This is a genomic window from Flavobacterium branchiicola (assembly GCF_018383905.1).
Classification (GTDB): domain Bacteria; phylum Bacteroidota; class Bacteroidia; order Flavobacteriales; family Flavobacteriaceae; genus Flavobacterium; species Flavobacterium branchiicola.
This window is the reverse complement of record NZ_JAGYWA010000002.1, coordinates 477,209-500,924: the sequence shown is the minus strand read 5'-3', so window position 1 is coordinate 500,924 and position 23,716 is coordinate 477,209. Positions and strand designations below refer to the sequence as shown.

The 23,716-nt window shown below is 33.4% G+C and carries 20 protein-coding genes; 3 read left to right on the top strand and 17 right to left on the bottom strand.

What is annotated here, in order from left to right; all coding sequences use genetic code 11:
* The first annotated feature begins 173 nt into the window (after positions 1–173).
* Complete coding sequence (locus tag KHA98_RS05780) at positions 174–1,436, top strand: OmpA family protein (protein ID WP_213256192.1); 1,263 nt, start codon at positions 174–176, stop codon at positions 1,434–1,436.
* A gap of 294 nt (positions 1,437–1,730) precedes the next feature.
* Here the strand turns inward: KHA98_RS05780 and KHA98_RS05775 are convergent, their stop codons facing one another.
* The 7 genes from KHA98_RS05775 to clpB form a co-directional block, all read right to left on the bottom strand.
* Positions 1,731–2,621 (bottom strand): carbon-nitrogen hydrolase, encoded by an 891-nt coding sequence (locus KHA98_RS05775; protein WP_035644835.1) that lies wholly within the window; start codon positions 2,619–2,621, stop codon positions 1,731–1,733.
* A gap of 96 nt (positions 2,622–2,717) precedes the next feature.
* A complete protein-coding gene (locus KHA98_RS05770; protein WP_213256191.1) occupies positions 2,718–4,280 on the bottom strand; it encodes a WG repeat-containing protein in 1,563 nt (520 codons plus the stop codon).
* A gap of 166 nt (positions 4,281–4,446) precedes the next feature.
* Positions 4,447–4,857 carry a hypothetical protein gene (locus KHA98_RS05765; protein ID WP_213256190.1) on the bottom strand — a complete coding sequence of 137 codons (411 nt, stop codon included), beginning with the start codon at positions 4,855–4,857 and terminating at the stop codon, positions 4,447–4,449.
* 341 nt (positions 4,858–5,198) lie between these two features.
* Positions 5,199–6,089, bottom strand: coding sequence for a DUF808 domain-containing protein (locus tag KHA98_RS05760; protein ID WP_213256189.1), 891 nt, complete (start codon positions 6,087–6,089; stop codon positions 5,199–5,201).
* Positions 6,090–6,456: 367 nt separating this feature from the next.
* The gene (locus KHA98_RS05755; protein ID WP_213256188.1) at positions 6,457–7,497 is read right to left on the bottom strand and encodes a hypothetical protein; all 1,041 of its coding nucleotides are present in this window, start codon (positions 7,495–7,497) and stop codon (positions 6,457–6,459) included.
* Between the two features lie 23 nt (positions 7,498–7,520).
* Positions 7,521–8,012 carry a T9SS type A sorting domain-containing protein gene (locus tag KHA98_RS05750; RefSeq protein ID WP_213256187.1) on the bottom strand — a complete coding sequence of 164 codons (492 nt, stop codon included), beginning with the start codon at positions 8,010–8,012 and terminating at the stop codon, positions 7,521–7,523.
* 145 nt (positions 8,013–8,157) lie between these two features.
* Positions 8,158–10,755 carry an ATP-dependent chaperone ClpB gene (gene clpB, locus KHA98_RS05745; RefSeq protein WP_213256186.1) on the bottom strand — a complete coding sequence of 866 codons (2,598 nt, stop codon included), beginning with the start codon at positions 10,753–10,755 and terminating at the stop codon, positions 8,158–8,160.
* 205 nt (positions 10,756–10,960) lie between these two features.
* On the opposite strand from clpB, the gene ytxJ reads away from it, so the two are divergent.
* Positions 10,961–11,350 carry a bacillithiol system redox-active protein YtxJ gene (ytxJ, locus tag KHA98_RS05740; RefSeq protein WP_213256184.1) on the top strand — a complete coding sequence of 130 codons (390 nt, stop codon included), beginning with the start codon at positions 10,961–10,963 and terminating at the stop codon, positions 11,348–11,350.
* Positions 11,351–11,423: 73 nt separating this feature from the next.
* Here the strand turns inward: ytxJ and KHA98_RS05735 are convergent, their stop codons facing one another.
* On the bottom strand, positions 11,424–12,596 hold the full coding sequence (locus tag KHA98_RS05735; RefSeq protein WP_213256182.1) for a hypothetical protein: 1,173 nt from the start codon (positions 12,594–12,596) through the stop codon (positions 11,424–11,426).
* The gene (locus KHA98_RS05730; RefSeq protein ID WP_213256180.1) at positions 12,593–13,591 is read right to left on the bottom strand and encodes a DUF2157 domain-containing protein; all 999 of its coding nucleotides are present in this window, start codon (positions 13,589–13,591) and stop codon (positions 12,593–12,595) included. The genes KHA98_RS05735 and KHA98_RS05730 overlap by 4 nt, the downstream gene beginning before the upstream one ends.
* A 238-nt stretch (positions 13,592–13,829) precedes the next feature.
* Between KHA98_RS05730 and KHA98_RS05725 the strand changes: the two genes are divergently transcribed.
* Positions 13,830–15,143, top strand: coding sequence for a T9SS type A sorting domain-containing protein (locus KHA98_RS05725; RefSeq protein ID WP_213256178.1), 1,314 nt, complete (start codon positions 13,830–13,832; stop codon positions 15,141–15,143).
* An 84-nt stretch (positions 15,144–15,227) separates the two neighbouring features.
* Here the strand turns inward: KHA98_RS05725 and argH are convergent, their stop codons facing one another.
* From argH to KHA98_RS05685, 8 genes are all read right to left on the bottom strand, one after another.
* A complete protein-coding gene (argH, locus tag KHA98_RS05720; RefSeq protein WP_213256176.1) occupies positions 15,228–16,508 on the bottom strand; it encodes an argininosuccinate lyase in 1,281 nt (426 codons plus the stop codon).
* Between the two features lie 144 nt (positions 16,509–16,652).
* Positions 16,653–17,723 carry a M20 family metallo-hydrolase gene (locus tag KHA98_RS05715; protein WP_213256174.1) on the bottom strand — a complete coding sequence of 357 codons (1,071 nt, stop codon included), beginning with the start codon at positions 17,721–17,723 and terminating at the stop codon, positions 16,653–16,655.
* A 258-nt stretch (positions 17,724–17,981) separates the two neighbouring features.
* Positions 17,982–18,758 (bottom strand): acetylglutamate kinase, encoded by a 777-nt coding sequence (gene argB / locus KHA98_RS05710; protein ID WP_213256172.1) that lies wholly within the window; start codon positions 18,756–18,758, stop codon positions 17,982–17,984.
* 93 nt (positions 18,759–18,851) lie between these two features.
* Positions 18,852–19,805 carry an N-acetylornithine carbamoyltransferase gene (locus KHA98_RS05705; protein WP_213256170.1) on the bottom strand — a complete coding sequence of 318 codons (954 nt, stop codon included), beginning with the start codon at positions 19,803–19,805 and terminating at the stop codon, positions 18,852–18,854.
* 86 nt (positions 19,806–19,891) lie between these two features.
* Entirely contained in the window at positions 19,892–20,281 is a 390-nt protein-coding gene (locus KHA98_RS05700; protein ID WP_213256168.1) for a GxxExxY protein, read from the bottom strand.
* Positions 20,282–20,393: 112 nt separating this feature from the next.
* The gene (gene proB, locus KHA98_RS05695; RefSeq protein ID WP_213256166.1) at positions 20,394–21,155 is read right to left on the bottom strand and encodes a glutamate 5-kinase; all 762 of its coding nucleotides are present in this window, start codon (positions 21,153–21,155) and stop codon (positions 20,394–20,396) included.
* Between the two features lie 79 nt (positions 21,156–21,234).
* Positions 21,235–22,458, bottom strand: a complete 1,224-nt coding sequence (locus tag KHA98_RS05690) for a glutamate-5-semialdehyde dehydrogenase (protein ID WP_317192570.1) — start codon at positions 22,456–22,458, stop codon at positions 21,235–21,237.
* Positions 22,459–22,526: 68 nt separating this feature from the next.
* Entirely contained in the window at positions 22,527–23,666 is a 1,140-nt protein-coding gene (locus KHA98_RS05685) for an aspartate aminotransferase family protein (protein ID WP_213256164.1), read from the bottom strand.
* Positions 23,667–23,716 lie beyond the last annotated feature (50 nt).

The window sequence follows — 23,716 nt, the reverse complement described above, 5'->3', positions numbered from 1 at the left end:
CAAAATATTAATTTTGTCCTTTTTTTTCGCCCTCAATTTTGATTTTATTAACGATTTTACATAATTAAAAGCCAAAACGTGGGAATTATGTAAGAGCAAATAGAACACATTCTGAAATTCACCCCATAATTTTGTCATGAGTTAAAATAAAAACTAAATAAATTTTTGATATCATGAAAAAGACACTAGCCTCCGCATCTTTATTACTACTAGCATTTGCCGCAGGTGCACAAAATATGGCAACCACATCTACTAAAACAATTGTTGACCAACCAGAATACAACAAATGGTCTATCGAACTAAATGGTGGTGTAAACAAACCAACCAGAACTATGACTCCGGGTTATACTACAGAATCTGCAAACCTTTTTCACGGAGATTTGGGCGTGAGATATATGTTTAGTCCAAAGTTTGGGGTAAAATTAGATGTTGGTTATGACCAATTTAAAGAGAAAAATGACACTCCGGATTTTGAAAGCCGTTACGTTAGAGCAAGTTTACAAGGAGTTGTAAACGTCGGACGTGCCTTAAATTTTGAAACCTGGACTAACACAATTGGCCTTTTAGCACATGGTGGTTTTGGAGTTTCGCAAATTAGTACCGAAACAGGTTTTGGAGGTCAGGATTATATGGCTCACGGAATTGCTGGTTTAACGGGACAAATTAAATTAAGTAACAGAGTTGCACTGACAGGAGATCTTACCGGAATTGTTAACGGAAGACAAAACTGGAACTTCGACGGAATGGGAAACACAACAACTGGTTCATTTGATGGTGTTTTATTAAATGCTTCTGTAGGTTTAACTTTCTACTTAGGTAAAAATGAAAGACATGCTGACTGGGTTGGCGAAGAAGACAGAATTGGTGAATTGGAAAAAAGAGTGGACTTAATCGAAACTGGTCTTATCGATACAGACAAAGATGGTGTTGCTGATTTATACGATTTAGAACCAAATAGCATCGCTGGAGTTGCTGTTAATACAAAAGGACAATCTATTGATACCAATCAAAATGGTGTGCCAGACGAGTTAGAAAGCTATTTAGATAAAACTTATGAGAAAAAAGGAAGCGGAGTTGCTACAAACAATACTGTTGAAGAATTAATCAACGGAGGTTATGTAAATGTGTACTTCGACTTTAATTCGTCTAAACCTACAAATGCTTCTTTATCTGGTGTTGATTTCTTAGTGAAATATCTGAAAAATAATCCGGGAAAATCAGCTGATATTATTGGTTATGCTGACGAAATTGGAAGTTCTACTTACAACACTGAGTTATCAAGAAAAAGAGCCGAGGCTGTGAAAAAAGTAGCTACTAATGCAGGAATTGATGCTTCAAGACTGAATGTAATTGCTAACGGAGAAGATACTTCTGTTAACAAAAAATCTAAAGAAGCGAGACAAATCGTGAGAAGAGTTACTTTCCAGGTTAAATAAATCTTAGTCTATATATTTTCTAAAAAAGCGGTTTCAAAAAATTTGAAACCGCTTTTTTCATTGACTAAAACCAAGAAAAAAGACAAAGCTCCAGAGGAACAAAATATTTATAGGATTTCGACAATCCAAATGAAAAAAGCTTCAGCGGAGCGACATATATAAAATGTGAATATGTCGCTCCGCTGGAGCTTTATTGTATAGGTGCATTCTATAAATATTTCGCTTCTCCGAAGCTTATGAAAAAAGGGCAAAATAATATTATTTTGCCCTTTTTTATATTTTAAATAAATTTAATTATTTATCAATTGCTCTTTTTGTAATATCTCCAAAAGCATCAATTCTTCTGTCTCTGAAAAATGGCCAGTTCTGACGTACATTTTCTTGTAAATCTAAATCAACTTCTGCAATTAAGATTTCTTCTTTATCGTGAGATGCCTGAGCTAAAATTTCACCTTGTGGTCCGGCAATAAAAGAAGCTCCCCAAAATTGAATTCCTTCCGTTCCTTCAAGGTATTTTTCAAGACCAATTCTGTTTGCAGCTGCTACAAAAACTCCGTTTGCTACAGCATGACCTTTCATTACGTTCATCCACGCACCGTATTGATTTTCTCCGTACTGCTCTTTTTCTTTTGGATGCCATCCAATTGCTGTTGGATAGAATAAAACTTCAGCGCCTTTTAAGGCTGTAATACGAGCTGCTTCAGGATACCATTGATCCCAGCAGATTAATGTTCCTACAGTTCCTTTTTTTGTTTCTATTGCCTGAAAACCTAGATCTCCCGGAGTAAAATAGAATTTTTCATAGAAATGCGGATCGTCCGGAATGTGCATTTTACGGTATAAACCTGCTTCTGTACCATCAGTATCAATGATATAAGCACTGTTATGGTAGATTCCAGCCATTCTTTTTTCGAAGAAAGGAACAATGATGACTACTCCTAATTCTTTTGCCAATTCGCTGAAAGCAATAAATGAAGTACTGTAAAGTGGTTCTGCTAGTGCAAAATTATCTACATCTTCGCTTTGGCAGAAATAATGACTGCTATATAATTCAGGTAGTAAAATAACTTCTGCACCTTGACTTGCAGCGTCTCTTACCCAGCTGATACATTTTTTTAGATTGTTTTCGGCAACATCATTCAGATTTAACTGAATAACCGATATTTTATATTTTCTTTTCGGCATGACATAAAATTTAGAGCGCAAAAATAGTAAATTTTAAAAGGATTTCGAGAAATCAGATTTATAAAATTTTACTAAAATCGGTTAGCTGTTGGCCTTTTAATTTTTTAATTTTTTTTCCGCATATCTATTTCCATAAAGATCAAAACAATCTATAGATTTAGAACTTTCGTAACCTGACTCTGCAATAAAAACACCTCTAATTCTTAGAGGTAGCTTGTTTGTATACGTAATTTGATTCCATTTTTTAGTCAGAACTAATTCATTTTCTAAATTTACTACTCCTTCAAGAGTGCTAAAATACCCATCTCCACAACTTTGAATTTGTGAATTTTTAAGAGGAATTTTTATAATATCATTTCCTTTTTCATCTATAACTATTACACCGTTCTTCCCTGTCAAATCATTAACTATAGCGACATTATTTGTATTAATGACCTGAATGTTTTTATAATTTAGATCTTTTATGATCACACCTTTACCGTTAATTAAAACAAAATTAAGTTCTTTTTTTCCTATAAAATAATTTGAACATTTTACCATTTCATCATAATCTGGTGGAACTATCACTTTACCACTTATATTAATTACACCATATTTATATTTTTCACTTCCGCTAGTATTAAAATACTTTTTTCCAACAATCAAATAATCAGAGTTATTAGCATTATTCATTATTTTATCATAAATCGGTTTCACTAAAACATTTCCTTCCCTATCTAAGACTCCCACTTTTTTATTTAAGGAAAATAATATACGGCCAGTATCAGCTGTAATATCAATATATTCTAATTTTGTTTCAAATAAGACTTTACCTTGTTTAGTTATTAAACCTCTTAAATTATCATTTTCTGTAATTAATAAATTTGAATTGGGGAAATAGAAAACAAATGATTGTTTAGGCTCAACGATTACTTTACCATCTTTATCAATAAGCCCCATTTTTCTATTACCGTTCTCGACAATTGAAACATTTATCAAACCTTGAACTGCATATCCATTTATTTTTGAAAAAGCGGGAGAAAAAAGCTCCTTTCCTTCTTTATTAAGAAGTGTTCCTAAATTATTTTTGTATCCTATAAATCTATCAATACCTATCGTATCTATCATACACAACTGAATAGATTCATATTTAATTGGTACAATAATTTTCCCTAATGTATCTGCTATTCCATACAATCCATTTTCTTTTACAGAAACTATTCCGCTTTTATAACACCACAAAGAATTATATTTTGGCTCTATTACAACCTTTTTATCTTTTTTTCTCAATAATCCGTATAAATTATCTTTTTTAAACCTCTCATAATTTAAATCAACATCGTTAATATAATTGTTATATATTTTTTCTACATCTTTAAATGGTTTATTTAATCGATCTTCTCTGTTTTTTATAGAAGCAGACAAAAGATCACGATAAGGCAACTCATTTCCATTTGTATCCAAAAAAAACATTTCATCGTTTTTAACGACTTTAGCCACAATTTCCAAAGGTGATTTACTAATTGTGTCATACCCAGATACTAATTGATAGTTTCGTTGTTGTATTAATTGTTTAAATTCTAAGCTATTAACATGTCCATATTTATCATATTTAATTTTTTGACCATTACTAGCGAAGATAAATATTGAAAATAAAAATAGAGTAATGTAAAATTTCATTTTAAAAGAATTAAGTTTTAAATACGAAAATAAGATTTCTTTATAATTAATGAATAGAAAACCAGTTTAAATCACTAAACAATAAAAAAAAACCATCTTACATCAACTTAAAAATAAATCTCTGCAAAATGGCTTTCAACCTAAAAAAATATCAACTAAGAAGTTGTTATTCGATCACTACTTTCTGAGTTAAGAATTCTGTTTCTGATTTTTTGAATTTGATTTCGAAAGTTCCTTTTGCAGTTGCTTTGAATTTATAAACTGTCTTTTTTGGATCTGGTATTTGTAGTGTACAAACGTCTGATGGATATTTTGCTTCAACCTGTAATCCTTTTACCGAACCGATTGTCGTTTCAGAAATTTTGTCAAATTCTCCGCAAGCGTTATCTACAAGGAAAGTAACATCGTAACTTAATTCATCATTTACTTTTCCGGTTTCCGGTCCTTTAATTTCTGTTACAAATGCAACTTTTCCTTTTGCAGGAGCTACTGCTTTATCATCGTCGTTACTGCATGAAATTAATGCTGTTGATAAAAATAATACTACTAAAACTGATTTTAATCTAAAACTTTTCATATAAAATAATAATTAATTGTTAATTACTATGAAGATGCGGCTTAGTTGCAAAGGTTGCTTACATAAAATGTTAAATCAACAAACAAAAACCATAAACGACTAAAAATCAAAAGTTTATTTCAATTAAAAAATTTTACTATTTGGTGTTATTTCTGATAAAAACAAAAATTTCTTACCTAGCCCCGATAGAAGTGATATCCTTTTATGGCCCCGATAGCTATCGGGACCATAAAAGGATATAACGGATAGCGGGACAGAAGATCTACTAAAAACGAAACCTTTGCTCAAAAAAAAACACCAGCCTCTCGACTAGTGTTTTTACTATTTGTTTATTGCAGTAATTACAATGCTGTTTCTTTCTTTTTGAATACTTTTTTGAAAAGATTTACAATTGCTAAAACAACGAAACCTAAAACTAGTCCTGTTACAAATTCTTTGATAATTGAAGGGATATTAATTTCGGTTGCTAAATGATGGAAATAAGGAATGTAATGTACAAATATACCTCCGGCTACTAATATTAAAGCTATTGTTCCAATTACCGTTAAGCTTTTAATCACTAACGGAAGTGCTTTTACCAGGATATTTCCAATGAATTTTGAAATACTTTTTTCCTTTTTACCAAATTTAATAAGCTTATAACCTGCTTCATCCATTCTGACAATAAGGGCTACAATACCATATACACCTACTGTGGCTACTACAGCAATTATTGAAGTTACGATAATTTGTTGCGCAATTGGCTTGCCTATTACAGTTCCTAAAGCTATAATTACGATTTCTACTGACAGAATAAAATCGGTCACAATTGCTGATTTAATTTTTCCTTTTTCAGCTTCTAAAATTTCTTCCTCCGTAAAAGTCTCCTCTGTAATTCCTTCTGACTCTGCATGTGCGTGCGGAAAAATAAATTCGTAGATTTTTTCGGCTCCTTCATAAGCCAGAAAAAGTCCGCCGAGAACCAAAATTACAATGATAGCAACAGGGAAAAATGCACTTAATAAAAATGCGATTGGCAAAATAATTATTTTGTTTAAAAGTGATCCTTTGCTAATTGCCCATAAAACAGGAAGTTCTCTGGATGAGGCAAATCCGGAAGCTTTCTCAGCATTAACTGCTAAGTCGTCTCCCAAAATTCCAGCTGTTTTTTTTGCAGCAACTTTACTCATTACTGCAACATCATCCATAATTGCTGCGATATCATCTAATAGTACAAAAAAACCTGATGCCATTCTTTTTATTCTTTTATTTAATTTTTAGTGGTGCGAATCTACCACTTTTTATCCTAATTTCTTTACGTGAAACCGGATTTAATTCTAGCTGCATTGACCAAGCAAAACCCAAAGAACGATAAAAACTATTACAGTTCCGAAACATCCTCCTCCTAACTTTTTGGCTCCGTAACCGGCCAGTAATCCTCTAAATATATTGTTCATGATTTATAAATTTTAATTAATAATTTGCTGATTTTTATTAATTTAAAATTGATTCTTTTTCGAAAACATCTTGTTATATGAATTAGGAGAAAAGTTTCAAAATTTTAAGCAAAAAAAGTACCAGTTATAAACTGATGCTTTTTTAAATAAAATATTTCTTGAATTAATCGGTTTCTACATTTTGCCCTCTACTAATTAAAGTTGCCTTATCACTAATTCCTTGACCTGTGGGTGGAGCCAAAGGATTTTGACGTTCCAACTGAATGTACCACCCTGAAGTTGGCGTAATACCTACCAGTTTTTGCAAAATCGCATTAACCTGAGAACTCGGAAGAGCATTATTGTTAAAACTAAGACTTGTATGAGAGCCATAAACCTTTGCAAGTAGTGGAAAACTAATGTAACTAAGAGATTTATTTTCGGCAAAATAGACCCCCTTAGACTTAATCAATGCAGGAAAAGAAATGGACAGCAAAGATGGATTATTCATAATACTGAGATCATAACCATGCATTCCTTTTAAAGCAGAAAACACAACTGTGCCTAATTTTTCGTTATTTTCGATCTCTAAATCACCGTAAATATTAAGCAGATTATCTACTTTTATAGTGCCTAATTTTAGATTATCCTGTATAATTAAATTAATCAAATTTGTTGCTAAATTCAAATCTAAAGTTGTCAGGTTTGTTGTATTAGTGACATAAATATTTTCGGTATAAGAACCTAATTCAGATTTTATTTGCGCTCCAGCTTCTGCATCAGTAATATCGCCAGTTAATACAATACTAGTTTTTCCTTTATTTGAACTACTTCCCGAATACAAGGCGTATGGAACACTTAGAAGCTGACTTGTACCACTAATGGTATAATTAGTTCCTCCTGTTGGATCTATTTCTGTTTTAACAAAGTGAGACCCAGCCCCCCAATCAATATCCGAAAACCTTCCATTAATTGCTTTACCACCGCCAATTTCTATTGTTGCTAATCCGTTAGTATTTGTTGTTGTCGTTTGAGTTTCTTCATAAGACGGTTTTCCTGTTTCAGATCCCTTTAAAATACTTATTTTAATACCAATTATAGAATTTACAAGCAATGTACTATCTGCTTTACGAACCACTGCCTGATAACTCATTTTCTGTGGTGCTTGCGCAAATAAAATGGTAAAAGAACTTAATAATAAAAATGTTAGAGTAATTTTTCTCATATATTTTTCTGCTGTTTAGAATTTTATTTTTTAATGATTTTAAAGGTTTTGATTGCTTTTGAATTGTTGTTTACCGAAAGAAAATAAACTCCTTGAACCAATCCTTGCATCGATACTTTTGTTTCTGAGGAACTAATATTCGAAGCCTTTGACAGTATTCGTCCATTGATATCAAATAAATTATAAGACAAGTCTTCAAATTTATTATTTACAACAACAAGATTCAGTTCATCAACAACGGGGTTTGGAAACGCTGTCATAACTAAACTAATTTCTTCAAATTTATCATTGCTTAGAGTCGATATTTCGTAAGCTTGCTGGATACCTTGCTGTGCAGAGCCCCCACTTCCTTTCAATCTAATATCTGCAATTTGTCCAATTGAATAACTTGCAACTCCACCATTTCCTGTGCCTTTTCCTCCAGCCGCAACAATACTTTCTTGAGCGTACGAATTGGTCACAAATGAAATACTTACAAGAAATAAAATTAAAAATGCTCTTTGATTTCTTTTCATATGTTTGACTTAATAATTGTAGTCAAATATAGACTATTTCTTACAGATATTAAAAATTAAAAAAGATTAAACCTAATTAGATATTAACAAAAAAAAAAAGCATCAGTTTTTAACTGATGCTTTTTTAAGATTAACATGAAAAAAATTAATTAGCTGTTTGGTTCCTAAATACCAAATTTCCATCAAAAGCATCTATTAAAATGATACTGTCTGTACTGATATTTCCAGCCAGAATTTCTTTTGATAACTGATTTAGTACTTCTCTCTGAACGACGCGTTTTACAGGTCTTGCCCCAAATTGAGGATCATATCCCTTGTCTGATAAATAGGCAATCGCTTCTGGAGTTGCATCCATTGTAATACCTTGTAAAGCCAGCATTTTTGAAACACTCTTCAATTGCAGACTTACAATTCTTGAAATATTATCAACTGTAAGCGGCGTAAACATTACAATTTCGTCGATACGATTGATAAACTCCGGACGAACAGTTTGTTTCAACAATCCTAAAACTTCTGTTTTAGCTGCTTCTGTAGCCGCTTCAACTCCGCCTTTTAGATTTTCAAATTTCTCTTGTATGATCTGACTTCCCATATTAGAAGTCATGATGATAATGGTGTTTTTGAAATCAGCCAAACGACCTTTATTATCAGTCAATCGTCCTTCATCTAATACTTGCAATAAAATATTGAAGGTATCAGGATGTGCTTTTTCAATCTCATCTAATAAAATTACAGAATATGGTTTTCTTCGAACGGCTTCTGTTAATTGTCCACCTTCGTCGTAACCCACATATCCCGGAGGCGCACCAACTAAACGGCTCACACTGTGACGTTCCTGGTATTCACTCATATCGATACGCGTCATGGCATTTTCGTCATCAAAAAGATATTCGGCCAACGCTTTTGCAAGCTCTGTTTTACCAACTCCGGTTGTTCCTAAGAATAAGAATGTTCCAACTGGTTTTTTCATGTCCTGCAAACCGGCACAGCTTCTTCTCACGGCATCACTTACCGCTTCTATAGCTTCTTCCTGACCTACTACACGTCTGTGTAATTCATCTTCAAGGTGCAATAGTTTTTCTCTTTCGGTCTGAAGCATTTTCATCACCGGAATTCCGGTCCATTTCGCAATTACCTCTGCAATATCTTCTCTCGTTACTTCTTCTTTAATCAAAGAATTTCCAGATTGAAATTCCAGCAATTGCTTTTGCAATGCATCCTGACGTTCTTGTGCTTCTTTAATTTTTCCGTAACGTATTTCGGCAACTTTTCCATAATCACCCTCACGCTCTGCACGTTCGGCTTCATGTTTAAAGTCTTCAATTTCTAATTTTACAGCCTGAATTCCGTCAACAATATCTTTTTCAGATTTCCATCTGGCGTAGATTTCGTTTCTTTCTTCTTTCAGATTGGCCAAATCCATGCGTAAGATTTTCAGTTTACTTTCTTCTTTCTCACGTTTTATGGCTTCGATCTCGATTTCCAACTGCATGATTTTACGATCCAAAACGTCTAATTCTTCCGGTTTTGAATTGATTTCCATACGCAATTTAGAAGCTGCCTCATCCATTAAATCAATCGCTTTGTCCGGTAAGAAACGATTGGTAATATATCTTTGCGAAAGTTCAACAGCGGCAATAATTGCCTCATCTTTAATCTGAACTTTATGATGCGTTTCATATTTTTCTTTGATTCCACGCAAAATAGAAATCGCACTTTCGGTATCCGGTTCATCAATTAAAACCTTTTGAAAACGTCTTTCTAATGCTTTATCTTTTTCAAAATATTTTTGATATTCATCTAAAGTTGTTGCTCCAATCGCTCTAAGTTCTCCACGAGCCAAAGCTGGTTTAAGGATATTAGCCGCATCCATTGCGCCTTCTCCTCCACCCGCTCCTACAAGCGTATGAATTTCGTCAATAAATAAAACGATATCACCTTCGGCAGAAGTAACTTCTTTTACAACCGATTTTAAACGCTCTTCAAATTCTCCTTTAAATTTTGCTCCGGCAATTAAAGCTCCCATATCAAGTGAGAAAACGATCTTATCTTTTAAGTTTTCAGGAACGTCACCGTCAACAATTCTATGCGCTAAACCTTCTGCAATAGCCGTTTTACCAACTCCAGGTTCCCCAATAAGCATTGGGTTATTTTTTGTTCTACGTGTCAAAATCTGCAATACACGACGAATTTCTTCATCACGACCAATAACTGGATCTAGTTTTCCTGTACGCGCTAATTCGTTTAGGTTTTTTGCAAATTTATTCAGTGAATTATATGTTTCTTCAGCTGAAGCTGATGTTACTCTTTCACCTTTTCTTAATTCTTCAATAGCCGCTTTTAAGCCTTTTCCGGTTACTCCCTGATCTTTTAAGATTTGAGAAACTTTACTTTTTGAGTCAAAAATGGCTAAAATTAAATGCTCGATCGAAACATATTCATCGTTCATTTTTTGTGCTATAATTTCAGCTTCGTTCAACGCTTTATTTGCATCTCTGGAAAGTAAAATATCACCTCCTGAGACTTTTGGAAAACTTTGAATTGTACTATCTAAAACTTGCAAAAACAAAGGCACATTTACATTTAATTTTTTCAAAATAAATGGCGCTACATTTTCATCAACTTCAAAAATAGCTTTGAAAATGTGTTCGTTTTCTATTTGCTGCTGACCATTTCGCTGCGCTAATTGTTGCGACAACTGTATGGCTTCCTGCGATTTAATTGTAAATTTATTTATGTTCATATTTTTTCGATTTATGGTTGATTATTTGCTTGATGTTCTATAGGATTAAAGTTACGATTTATTGAGGTACATTATTAACTCAAATAATTTAACTTTGCATTGAAGTAAACAAAATATATTCCACAGTAAAAAAACAGACAAAATGACGTTAAAAATCAGGATTTTACCTTTTTTAAATGTCAAAAAGTCATAAAATAAGCCAAATATGAGTTTTTTAAATTCAATCTTCGGAAGTTCTGAGAATACAGAATCTCCAAAAAGCAATGTAAACTGGACAGAATTAACAGACATTGTTCAATTAATGGAAATCGAAGCCATCTCTAATGAGAAACCAGTTGCAATTTTTAAGCATAGTACAAGATGCAGTATCAGCCGCATGGCGCTAAAACAATTTGAAAGAGAATATGATCTTCAAAACGTGGTTGATGCTTACTTTTTAGATTTAATTGCACATCGCGATATTTCTAATGAAATTGCAAGCAGATTTGGTGTTTATCATGAATCGCCACAATTGATCTTAATCAAAAACGGAAAAGCAGTTTATGATGTTTCTCACAGCGATATTGATGCTGAGGTATTGAAAAGTAAAGTATAGTTTTTTGCCACAAATTTCACGAATCCCCACAAATTAATTAGTGTAAATTTGTGAAATTCGTGGCAACTTTAATTTAAAAACTTCCCTCAGAACCTCCTCCGCTAAAGCCTCCTCCACCAAATTCCATTGGAGAATCTACTTTCACTTCTGGTTTCATTCCGAAAGTTGATGCTACGACTAAAGCTTCGGCATTTAAAAATGCATCAGAATTATTGATTCTATCCGGCTTGAAGGTTAATCCTGACTCTCTGTGTTTTAATTTTTGAATTGAAAAATAAGCAACTGCAAACATTACTACGCCGCCCAACGTCAACGCTACTTCTATTGGCAAAACCGAATGATAAAATCGAATGGTATAAATTGAAAAAGCGATTGCCAAAAAGCTAATCCAAAGCATTATTCTGTCTTTTGTTCGTAAGGCCTGAACTAAATAAACTACTGGAACAATAAAGGTAAAAGCATAAAAGAAAAATGCAAATGGAATATCGGTTCCCGGTTTTACCTCTACACCCAAAAGTTCTGACGAAAGTTCTCTTACTACCAAATAATTACAAGAAAGGTAAAACAAAACCAAACAGAAAGCATTAACTAATAAAAGTCCATTATAATGATATCTTTCCGTCAAATTATTTGCTAATCTTTTCGTCAAAAAATAAAATCCTCCTGCAAACAGCATAGCAACAAAAGGTAAAATAGTTTTTCCGATTGGTCCAAATTCAAACAAACCATAAAATAAAACAGCCGAACAAGCGAAACAAAAGACTAATAAAGCCAAAAGATGCAAGTATCTTGAATACATTACAAATGATGCAATAGCAACAAAAACTGCAATTACCAATTCATAACCTTCTGTTGTAATCGCGACTGCAAATCCAACGTTTAAAATAGCACCTAAAATAAAAGCATCATCTAAACCGTGATTGTAATATTTTTGTGTTGCCAGTAATTCTGCTCCAACAAATCCTACAACAGCAAAAATATAACAGCAAATATCAAAAAAAACACGTTCAGAACTACCACCAGACAATCCTAGTAAAGCGATTACACCGCAAATAGACAAATACAATAATGACCCTAATAAAAAGAATCCCAATCGTACTAATATATTTTTATACCCTTTAAAATCCGGCAGTTCTTTTTTAATCAAATCTTTTTGTTCTTTACTTATAAAACCCGCTTTTTGCAAAGAAACAGCTTCTTCAAACAAAGCTAAGTCGTTTAATAATTTTTTATCGTGTGCTATCATTCGGCAATTTCTTTATTGAATTTTTTAATGAGTTTAATAAACAGTATTATGGAGCCAATAAAATAAGCTGGCAACAAAAAGATAAATAGTTCCCAAATATCAGAGAAATCGATATTTTCAAAAATTCTGAACAGAAAAATATTACCTCCTATGTAGGCATAAACAATCATGAAAACATACAAAGACATCGCCTTAAACTCGTAACTCGCTTTATAAAAATAAAAGGTAGAAACGCCCAAAACAAGAGCAAATAACATCCATATTAAAGTATCATAACCCGTTAAATTACTAATTGCTGCAATACTAACAATATGCAAGGCAAAAGTTAGAAAGATTAAACTAAAATGTGTTTTAAGCATAATTCGGTTGCTGTAAATTGTCCATAAAACCAGTAGAACACTTAACATTACAGCAGAATAGCTCAAAGTTTGGCTGGAATAAAAATCATTATTATTTAACAAATCCTGAGGCGATACCGAAAGACCTACATAAGCTGCCAATCCAGTAACCGCAATAGTTAAAACACTTCTGTTATCAAAATAATAGGCACAAAAAAAACTGACTAAGGTAGGAACCAGAGTTGCCAAACCGTAATGTTCACCAAAAGGTTTGTACTGAAATTGTAGATAACCTATAAAAATACAAGTCAGAATATTTGCAGCCAGAACCAGATATTCTAAAACCGGATTCTCAAAGACAGTTTCTGCTTTTTGAAACCCTTTAGCATTTTTAAAACAGTAATAAAAACAAACTGCAATAACGATTAAAAGCAGGGAAAGAATAGCAATATGACCAATAGTATCAATATTTTCATAAATCAAAATCCCTATTCCGGATGTAAACAATAAAACAGACAAATACAGAAATAACTTTAACTCTGCATTTAATGAAAAAATATTCAAATTACGATAAGATGTAATCTCCTGATATTGATTATCTGTAATTAAATTTTTCTCAAAGAGTGATTTAGTGGCCTGGTCATCAAATTTATTCATGTCCTACATTTAAAAGTGCAAATCAAAAATAGTTTTTTTTTATTTAATAGGATTTTTATTTAGAAATAAATTCATTCCATTTAGAAGTAGTGAAAGAGCTGGAAAATATCCCACAGATTAAAACGACAATATGCAATCTAATTTTTTCATAAAAATTATCGACTTTATGATTAATTAATTACATTCGTGTAATCGATTACAAAAACCAATATGATAATCACTTAACCTAAATATTAAAATGAAAAAGAAACTATTCGTGCTCTTCTCTTTTCTGAGTCTGTCGCTGTCTGCTCAAAATTATGTTATGTCATCTCCGGAAGGTTATGGTGCTGCGGCAACGGGAGGCGGAAGCACAACGCCGGTTACAGTTTCAACATACTCTGATTTGACTGCGAAACTAAAATTAACTACGCCTCAGGTAATTCTGGTTTCAGGAACAATTCCTTTTACTTACACCAGTTTATTAGTAACAAACAAGACGATTATTGGACTTCCGGGAGCAAGATTGGTAAATTTAGATCAAACTGCTGCGGGTTCAGGAATTTTTAATTTAAAACCCGGATCTGATAATATCATTATTAGAAATCTGATTTTTGAAGGTCCCGGCGCTTATGATGTTGACGGACATGATAATCTTACGTCTGAAGCTACTAATCTTTGGGTAGACCACTGTGAATTTCAAGATGGAATGGATGGCAATTTTGATAACAAAGGCGCTGCTGATAATGTTACTGTTTCATGGACAAAATTTACTTATCTAAAAACTCCAAAAGCCGGAGGTTCTGGCGGAGCCGATGATCATCGTTTTTCTGATTTAGTAGGTTCTTCTAAAACTGATGCTCCTGCTGACGGTCATTACAGTATCACTTTTAAAAATTGTTATTGGGCAGAAGGCTGTAAAGAAAGAATGCCAAGAGCGAGAAATGCCGAACTTCATATTCTAAACTGTTATTACAATACTTCTGTTTCGGGTTCTCTGGCAATTGGTCTAGGCGGCGGAAACAACAATACGACTTGCTATGTTGAAGGAACCGATTTTGCTAAAATTGGTACGGCTTTTAAAAATTATATTAGTACAGATGGTGGCACAATTGGTGTTGCTTTTACAGATTGTTTAAATGCACCAACAAGCTCTGGAACTACTGTTACAAAACCTACATATACGTATAGTGTTTTACCAATAGCAAATGTTGCAGGATATATTTCGAACACTACGTGTGGTGCCGGAGCAACGCTTCTGGTCAATGCTCAAGCAGCGGTATCAACAAGCTGTAATAATTTAGGATTAAATGATAATGTAAATAATCTGGATTTAAAATATTATCCTTCTGTGATCAATCGCCTTTTGAATATTGATTTTTCAAGTACAGATAATGGTTTAGCGGAAGTAGATTTATTTTCTTCAAATGGATCAAAAGTATATTCGCAATCAAAAAATGTTTCTGCCGATGAAAGATTAGAATTAAACGTTGGAAATCTTTCCAAAGGAATTTACATCTGTAAAGTGCAAATCGAAAATCGAAGTAAAACTTTTAAACTGGTTAAAAACTAAATTTACTCCATAAAAAAAGGTCATTGAAACAAATCAATGACCTTTTCCATTTTATATTTAGCTTCTTACCTCTAACAAGAAAGATTAAAAAGCAGCTTTCATTTTATCTTTTATCGCATCTAAGCATAAATTGTTTATACTTCCTTCATGCGTATGTTTGGTTTCTTTTGGAGATTTATAAGTTCCCGCTTCCAATTGTTCTGCAACAGCTTTGTAAGCGTCTCTAAACGGCATTCCTTCTACCACCATTTCGTTTAAAGTATCAACCGTAAATAGATAATCGTATTTTTTATCTTCCAGAATATGATCTTTTACCGTAATATCTTTTATCGAAAATATTGCAATATCCAAACAAGCGTTCAGGTTTTGAATCGCTGGAAATAAACCCTCTTTTAAAAGCTGTAAATCTCTGTGATAACCGCTTGGAAGATTATTGGTAATCAAAGTGATTTCATATGGAAGCGCCTGAATCTTGTTACATTTTCCTCTGATCAATTCAAAAACATCAGGATTTTTCTTGTGAGGCATAATACTTGAACCTGTTGTAAGATGCGCCGGAAGACCAATAAAATCAAAGTTCTGGCTCATATACAAACAAACGTCCATTGCAAATTTTGACAATGTTCCTGCAACACTTGTCATAGCAAAAGCAACAGTTTTTTCTGCTTTTCCACGGCTCATTTGTGCTGCAACGGCGTTGTATTTCAAAGTTTCAAAACCTAATTCCTGAGTGGTAAAAGTTCTGTTGATTGGGAAAGAACTTCCGTAACCTGCCGCAGAACCTAACGGATTCTGATCTACAATTTTTGAAGCGGCATTTAGCATTGTAATATCGTCAATCAAACTTTCGGCGTAAGCAGAAAACCACATTCCGAATGAAGATGGCATTGCGATTTGCAAATGTGTATAACCTGGCAATAATACATTTTGATGTTTTTCTGCCGATTCCATCAACAAATCAAAAAGTGTTTTTACCTGTTCTTTTATTGCTTTTAATTCGTCTTTTAAATACAAGTGAACATCTACTAAAACCTGATCGTTACGAGAACGCGCCGTATGGATTTTCTTTCCGGCATCACCCAATTTTACGGTTAATAAATATTCGATTTTAGAATGTACATCTTCAAAACTGTCTTCGATTTCGAAATTCCCAACAACGATATCAGCAATGATTTCGTTTAAAGCATCAACCAAAGAAGTGGTTTCTTCATCTGTCAACAAACCAATTTGTCCTAACATTTTGGCGTGGGCGATTGATCCTAAAGCATCGTATTTTGCTAAAACCAAATCCAGTTCACGATCGTTTCCTACTGTAAATTGTTCGATTTGTTTATCTGTTGGTATTCCTTTTTCCCAAAGTTTCATAGGTTATGTTTTTTTTTCGCCACGAATTCACGAATTATTTTTTTCAAATCTTTGCGATTAATTTTTTTTTCGAATTAATTCGAATTAATATTTCTTTCAGATAGTAAAAAAATAATTCGTGAATTCGTGGCTATTTTTCTTTTCTTATAATTTAAAGAAACCAGTTAGTATTTTAATATACAAATCGACTCCTTCTACAATTTCGTTTACAAAAATAAATTCATCTGCTGAATGTGAACGCAATGTTTCTCCTGGCCCTAATTTTAAAGACTGACAACTTAAAACAGATTGGTCTGAAAGTGTTGGAGATCCGTAAGTTGTTCTTCCTAAAGCAATTCCTGCTTGCACTAAACCATGCTCGTGTGGAATAGAAGAAGCATTTAAGTGCATTGATCTTGGCGTAACTTCGGCGTTTACATTTGCTTTTACTACTTCTAAAATTTCAGCATTTGTATAACAATCTGTTACACGAATATCGACAACCAAATCACATTCTGAAGGTACAACATTATGTTGTTTTCCTGCATTAATCTGCGTCACAGTCATTTTTACAGGACCTAAAACATCAGAGATTTTGTCGAATTTATAGTTTTTAAACCATTCCATTACCGGAATTGATTTGTATAAAGCATTATCATCATTTTGATGCGCCGCGTGGCTTGCAGTTCCTTTTACTTTTACGTCAAGAACTAATAACCCTTTTTCGGCAACAGCCAATTGCATTAAAGTGGGTTCACCAACAATCGCGCAATCCAATTCTGGAAGACTTTTTAAAACGCTGTTTAATCCATTTTTACCACTGCTTTCTTCTTCTGCCGAAGCTACGATAACTATATTATGTGATAAATTTTGGTTTTCGTAAAAATGTACAAAAGTTGCTAATAACGAAACCAGACATCCTCCGGCATCATTACTTCCTAAACCAAATAATTTACCATCTTTTTCAATTGCTTTAAACGGATCATTGGTGTAAGCCTGATTAGGCCTTACGGTATCGTGATGTGAGTTTAATAAAAGTGTAGGTTTGTTTTCATCGAAATATTTGTTGAAAGCCCACACATTATTATTTTCTCTTTTAAAAGGAATCTCATTCTGATTGAACCAATTTTCTATTAAAAGAGCTGTTTGATCTTCTTCACTTGAAAATGAAGGGGTTTCTATCAAATTCTTCAATAAGCTAATTGCTTCCTGGGTAAGCGTATCTATATTTTTCATTTTATTAAGGTTCAAAGGCTCAAAGGGACAAAGCAACAAAGATTTTAAGTGCTTTCCAATGACCATTTTTACTTGCGCAAATTTATTTAAAATACCTTGTACGCTCTATTTTTTTGCCACCAATTACGCGAATTTTCGCAAATTACTTTTTTGTCACAGATTTAAAATCAAAATAATCTTTTTAATCTGTGGCTAAAATTGTTTTCTATTTTTAACAGAAGAATTAGTGTCAATTTGTGTAATTCGTGGCGACATATTTTATAACGTAATTGTTGTATGCAAAATATCTGAATTTTGAAGCATTTTATGATGCCCAATTTTGATTTTCTGCACACCTCTTGATAAACTGTTGAAACAGTTATCCAATTTCGGAATCATTCCAGAATGAATTACTTTTTCTTCTTTTAGTCTATTGTATAATGCTTCGTTGATTTCTGTAATTACAGATGAGTCATCTTCTGAATCCATCAAAACACCTTGTTTTTCAAAACAATACGTCAGCGTTACATCAAAAACCTCAGACAATGCAATTGACAATTCACTTGCAATAGTATCGGCATTTGTATTTAATAATTGTCCGTTTTTGTCGTGTGTTATTGCACAGAAAACAGGTACGATTCCCGCTTCTAATAAAGTTGCCAGTAATTTGGTGTTGACTTGTTTTACATCGCCTACAAATCCGTAATCAATTGTTGGATGATTTCTTTTTGTTGACTGAATTAAATTTCCATCAGCTCCAGAAAAACCAACTGCATTGTTGTCTTTTGCCTGCAATTGCGCCACAATATGTTTATTGATCTGACCTGCGTAAATCATTACCACAACATCCAGCATTGGAGCATCAGTAATTCGGCGTCCGTCAATCATCTGCGGAACCAAACCTATACTCTGCGCCATTTTCGTAGCCGATTTTCCACCACCGTGAACTAAAACTTTATGTCCTTCTATTTTAGAAAAATCAATTAAAAATTGTTCTAATTCTGCCGGATTGTCAATGATGTTTCCACCAATTTTTATTACAGTAACTTTCTTCATGAGGTTCAAAGGTTCAAAGGTTCAGAGGAACAAAGTTCAAGTTCGGAAGAAACCCCTGAACCTTTGTAACTTTGAACCTTTGCACCTATAAAATTATATTTTTTTAAGAATCTTCTGCAACACCAATTGTGCAGAATAAGTTCTATTGTTTGCTTGTTCGATTACGATTGAATTTTCTCCATCCAAAACTTCGTCGCTTACAATTACATTACGACGAACTGGAAGACAGTGCATGAATTTTCCGTTGTTGGTTAAAGCCATTTTCTCTGCTGTAACCGTCCAATTTGGATCGCTGTTGGCTACTTTTCCGTAATCATTGAAATTACTCCAGTTTTTAACGTAAACGAAATCTGCATTTTCAAAAGCTTTATCTTGATCGTATTCGATTTTACAGTCTTTTGTAATTTCTGGACTTAATTCATAACCTTCTGGGTGTGTAATCACAAAATCCATATCTTTTTGCATTTGCATCATTTCTACAAATGAATTGGCAACTGCCTGCGGTAAAGCTTTTGGATGCGGCGCCCAAGAGAGCACTACTTTAGGTTTATTTTTGTGTCTAGGTTTGAATTCTTCCATCGTAATCGCATCTGCCAATGACTGTAACGGATGACGTATCGCACTTTCCATGTTTACAATTGGCACGGTAGCATATTTCAAAAATCCTGAAATTACAGTTTCCTGATAATCTTTTTCTTTATCTACCAATCCTGCAAAAGCACGAATTGCGATGATATCACAATATTGAGAAACAACTTCTGCCGCTTCTTTAATGTGTTCTGAAGCACCAGAATTCATTACTGCTCCATCTTCAAATTCTAAAGTCCAACCTTCATTAGTAAAATTCATTACCATAACGTTCATTCCTAAGTTCATAGCCGCTTTCTGAGTACTCAGACGCGTTCTTAAACTCGGATTGAAGAATAGCATTCCTAAAGTTTTATTTTTACCTAAACTTTGATTTTTAAGCGGATTCTTTTTGATTTTGATCGCTTGTTTTACCCATTTTGATAATGAGTTGATTTCTTTTATTGAGATATAGTTCATTTGTTTTCTTTTTTTATTTGCTGCCTAAAATTAGACGCGGATTATACTGATTCGCTATCGCGAAGACGCGGATTGAGACGGATTTTTTATATTCGTAATTTTCTATTATTTTCAAAAATCTTTCGTCTGAATTCTGGTTTTGTTCCGAAATTCAAAAGCAGACCAACTTCGCAGTCTGTGCCTTTTAAATAGTTTAAAATTTGATTTTCAAACTCAACTATAATACAATCTGCTGCTTTTAATTCTAAAATAATTAAATCTTCCACTATCAAATCTGCATAATATTCGCCTACTTTAATTCCCTTATAATATACTATAATTTTCTTCTGTGTTTCAACATTAAGGCCTTTATTCTTTAATTCCAAATACAAGGAATTTTGATACACTCTTTCTAAAAACCCATATCCTAATTCATTATACACTTCATAAAAAGTTTTTATAATGACTTCAGTTAATTCTTGATGCAATAATTTCATAAAAAATAAATTTGAATGAAATATACTACTTTTTATTCAAAGATTATAGCAATAAAAAACCCGTTTTAATCCGCGTCTTCGCGATAGCGAATCTGCGTCATCCGTGTTCTATTTACACAATCTTTGTAAAAAGAATTTTATCTTCTAATGCATTCAAAATAAAATTATCATTTAATCCATTTACAATCCAGGTTTCTATGTTTGCTGCTTTTGCGATTCCTGCTGCTTCGATTTTGGACTGCATTCCTCCTGTTCCGTGTGACGATTTTGAATCTCCGATTTCCTTTTCAAGTGATTTTAGATCATTTACCAATTTTATTGTTTCTGGAACTTCATTTTGAAAGGTTTCTTTCGTGTAAATTCCGTTTGTATTGGTCGCAATTATCAGAATATCAACATTTAGCAGCACCGCTGTTAAAGCTGCTAATTTGTCGTTATCTCCAAACCGAATCTCATCTGTGGCAACGGTATCATTTTCATTGATGATCGGAATGTAATTGTTTTTAACTAATACATTAATGGTATTGACAATGTTCTTTTTGGTCTGCTCTTTTTCGAAATCAGAATAAGAAAGTAAACACTGCGAAGTATTTAATCCTAAATCCTTAAAGTTTTCATTGTAAATCCGCATTAAATGAGGCTGTCCGATTGAAGCTAAAGCCTGTTTTACAAAAACATCTTTATCCTGATTATCCAGTTTTACAAATTGCTTTGCCGCAGCAATTGCTCCAGAACTTACGATGATAAACTCATATTCGTCGTTTAAAGCCGCAATCTGAATCCCAAGATCTTCAATCTTTCCCCGCGAAATATGATTGGTTTCTTTAGTTAAAGTATTACTTCCTATTTTTAATAAAATTCTCTTTTTTGCCATTTCTTTAAAAGATGCTAAGGTTCTAAGATACTGAGATTCTAAGTTTTTTTTAGAATTTTCTAATTATCTAATTGACACATTACCTAATTTGTCCCTCTCCGTAAACGTACCATTTATTGGTTACCAAATGCTGTAAACCAATTGGTCCTCTTTGGTGCAGTTTATCAGTGCTTATCGCTAATTCTCCGCCAAGGCCGAATTGTCCGCCGTCTGTGAATCTCGTTGATGCATTTTGGTAAACCGCTGCCGCATCTATCGATTCCATAAACTGCTGAGCAGCTTCGTTATCTCTTGTAATAATTGCTGCAGAATGTCCGCCGCAGTATTTATTAATCATATCAATGGCGCGATCCTGAGAATCGATGGTTCCGATTACGATTTTATAATCTAAAAACTCTTCGTACCAAATATCTTCGTTTTGAATGGTTTTCGTATTCTCAAAATTCTCTAACGATTTATCGACAATTACTTCCACTTTTGATTCTATTAAAGCTTCGATTAACATCGCTGTGAAACCTTCAAAATTTGGAAGTTTGGAACTCACCAAAACTTTATCTAAAGCATTACAAGCTGAAATTTTAGCCGTTTTAGCGTTTAAAATTACTTTTAAAGCCAAATCGGTATCAGCATCTTCATGAACGTAAACAAAATTATTTCCGCGTCCGCTTACAATTACCGGGCAAGTCGCATGCGCTTTTACAAACTCAATTAATTTTTCTCCTCCTCTCGGAACAATTAAATCTACTTTTTGAGTTGGTTTTTCTAAAAATGCCTGAGTTTCCGTTCTGTTATAATTCAGATATTCAACCCAATCTTTAGAAACTCCATTTTCCTCTAAAGCTTTATGCCAAAGACTTACGATCTTTAAATTTGATTTTAGAGATTCTTTTCCGCCCTTTAATAAAATCTTATTTCCCGATTTAAAAGCGATTCCGCCAGCTTCAATCGTAACATCTGGGCGAGATTCGTAGATAATTAAAATGGTTCCGAAAGCTGCGGTTTTATTTATGACTTTAATTCCATTATCATGGGTAAAATGAAAACGCTCAATGCCAATGGGGTCTTCCTGAGAAGCTAACTGATTCAATGATAAAATCATTTCATCTACTTTTTTATCATCTACTTTCAGGCGTTCTTCCATCGCTAAATCCGAACCGTTATAATCGCTCAAATCTTCCTGATTGGTCAAAATGATATGATTCCGCTCCTGTTCGACCAGCTTTGCCATAGTCCGCAAAACCGCATTGCGTATTTCAATTGATAATGGTTTCATAATTCTAGTTGGTTGTTTTTTTGGTTGAATCAAAGCTAAACTTTGTGTTCTAAACCCGACAGGTTTTTAAAACCTGTCGGGTTTCATATTGGTAATAATTAGTTTTTTAATTCTTGTAAACTCTCTTTCAAAGCTTTTACAAACGTATCGATATCAGCTTTTTTCACTGTCAACGGCGGTAAAATTCTCAATAGATTTTTATTGTTTGCGCTTCCTGTAAAAATGTGTTTTTCGATAATTAATTTCTTTCTTAAAGCCGCTACATCAAAATCAAACTCCACTCCAAGCATCAAGCCTTTTCCCTTTACTTGTTTAATTCCTTCCACTTCTTTGATTTTTTCTAAGAAATATTCGTAAACTTCATTTACATTCTTCTGTAGATCAAGCTTTTCAATTACATCTAAAACTGCAATTGATGCTGCACAAGACAAATGGCTTCCGCCGAAAGTAGTTCCTAACAATCCGAAACTTGCTTCGAATTTTGGAGAAATCAAAATCGCTCCAACTGGAAAACCATTCCCCATTCCTTTTGCAACTGAAATAATATCAGCGTTGATTCCGTGATGTTGGAAAGCGAAGAATTTCCCGCTTCTTCCGTATCCTGACTGTACTTCGTCTAAGATTAAAACCACTTCGTGTGTTTTACATGCTTTTTCTAAAGCTTGAAAAAACTCCGTTGTTCCTTGGTCTAAACCTCCAACTCCTTGAATTCCTTCAATAATTACAGCTGTAACATCTCCTTTTGCTAATTCAGCTTCAACCAATTCGATTTGGTTTAAAGGCAAAAATGTTACTTCTTGTTGCGCATTTATTGGTGCAACAATCTTTTTATTATCAGTTACAGCAACTGCTGCAGAAGTTCTTCCGTGGAAAGAATTATGAAAAGCCACAACTCTTGATTTTCCGTTATGGAAAGAAGCTAATTTTAATGCATTTTCGTTTGCTTCAGCGCCAGAACTGCACAAAAACAATTCATAATCTTCTAATCCTGAAAGTTTTCCTAATTTCTGTGCCAACTCAACCTGCAAAGGATTCTGAATCGCATTCGAATAAAAGCCTAAATGGTCTATTTGATTTTTAAGTTTTGCTACATAATCCGGCTGTGTGTGTCCAATAGAAATCACACCATGCCCGCTGTATAAATCTAAATATTCTACTCCTTTGTCGTCAATAATTGTACAATCAATTGCTTTTACCGGAGTAATATCGTATAATGGGTAAACGTTGAATAAGTTCATGTTTTTTGTTTGTTTTGTTTCAGGTTTCAGGTTTCAAGTTAACTTGCAAC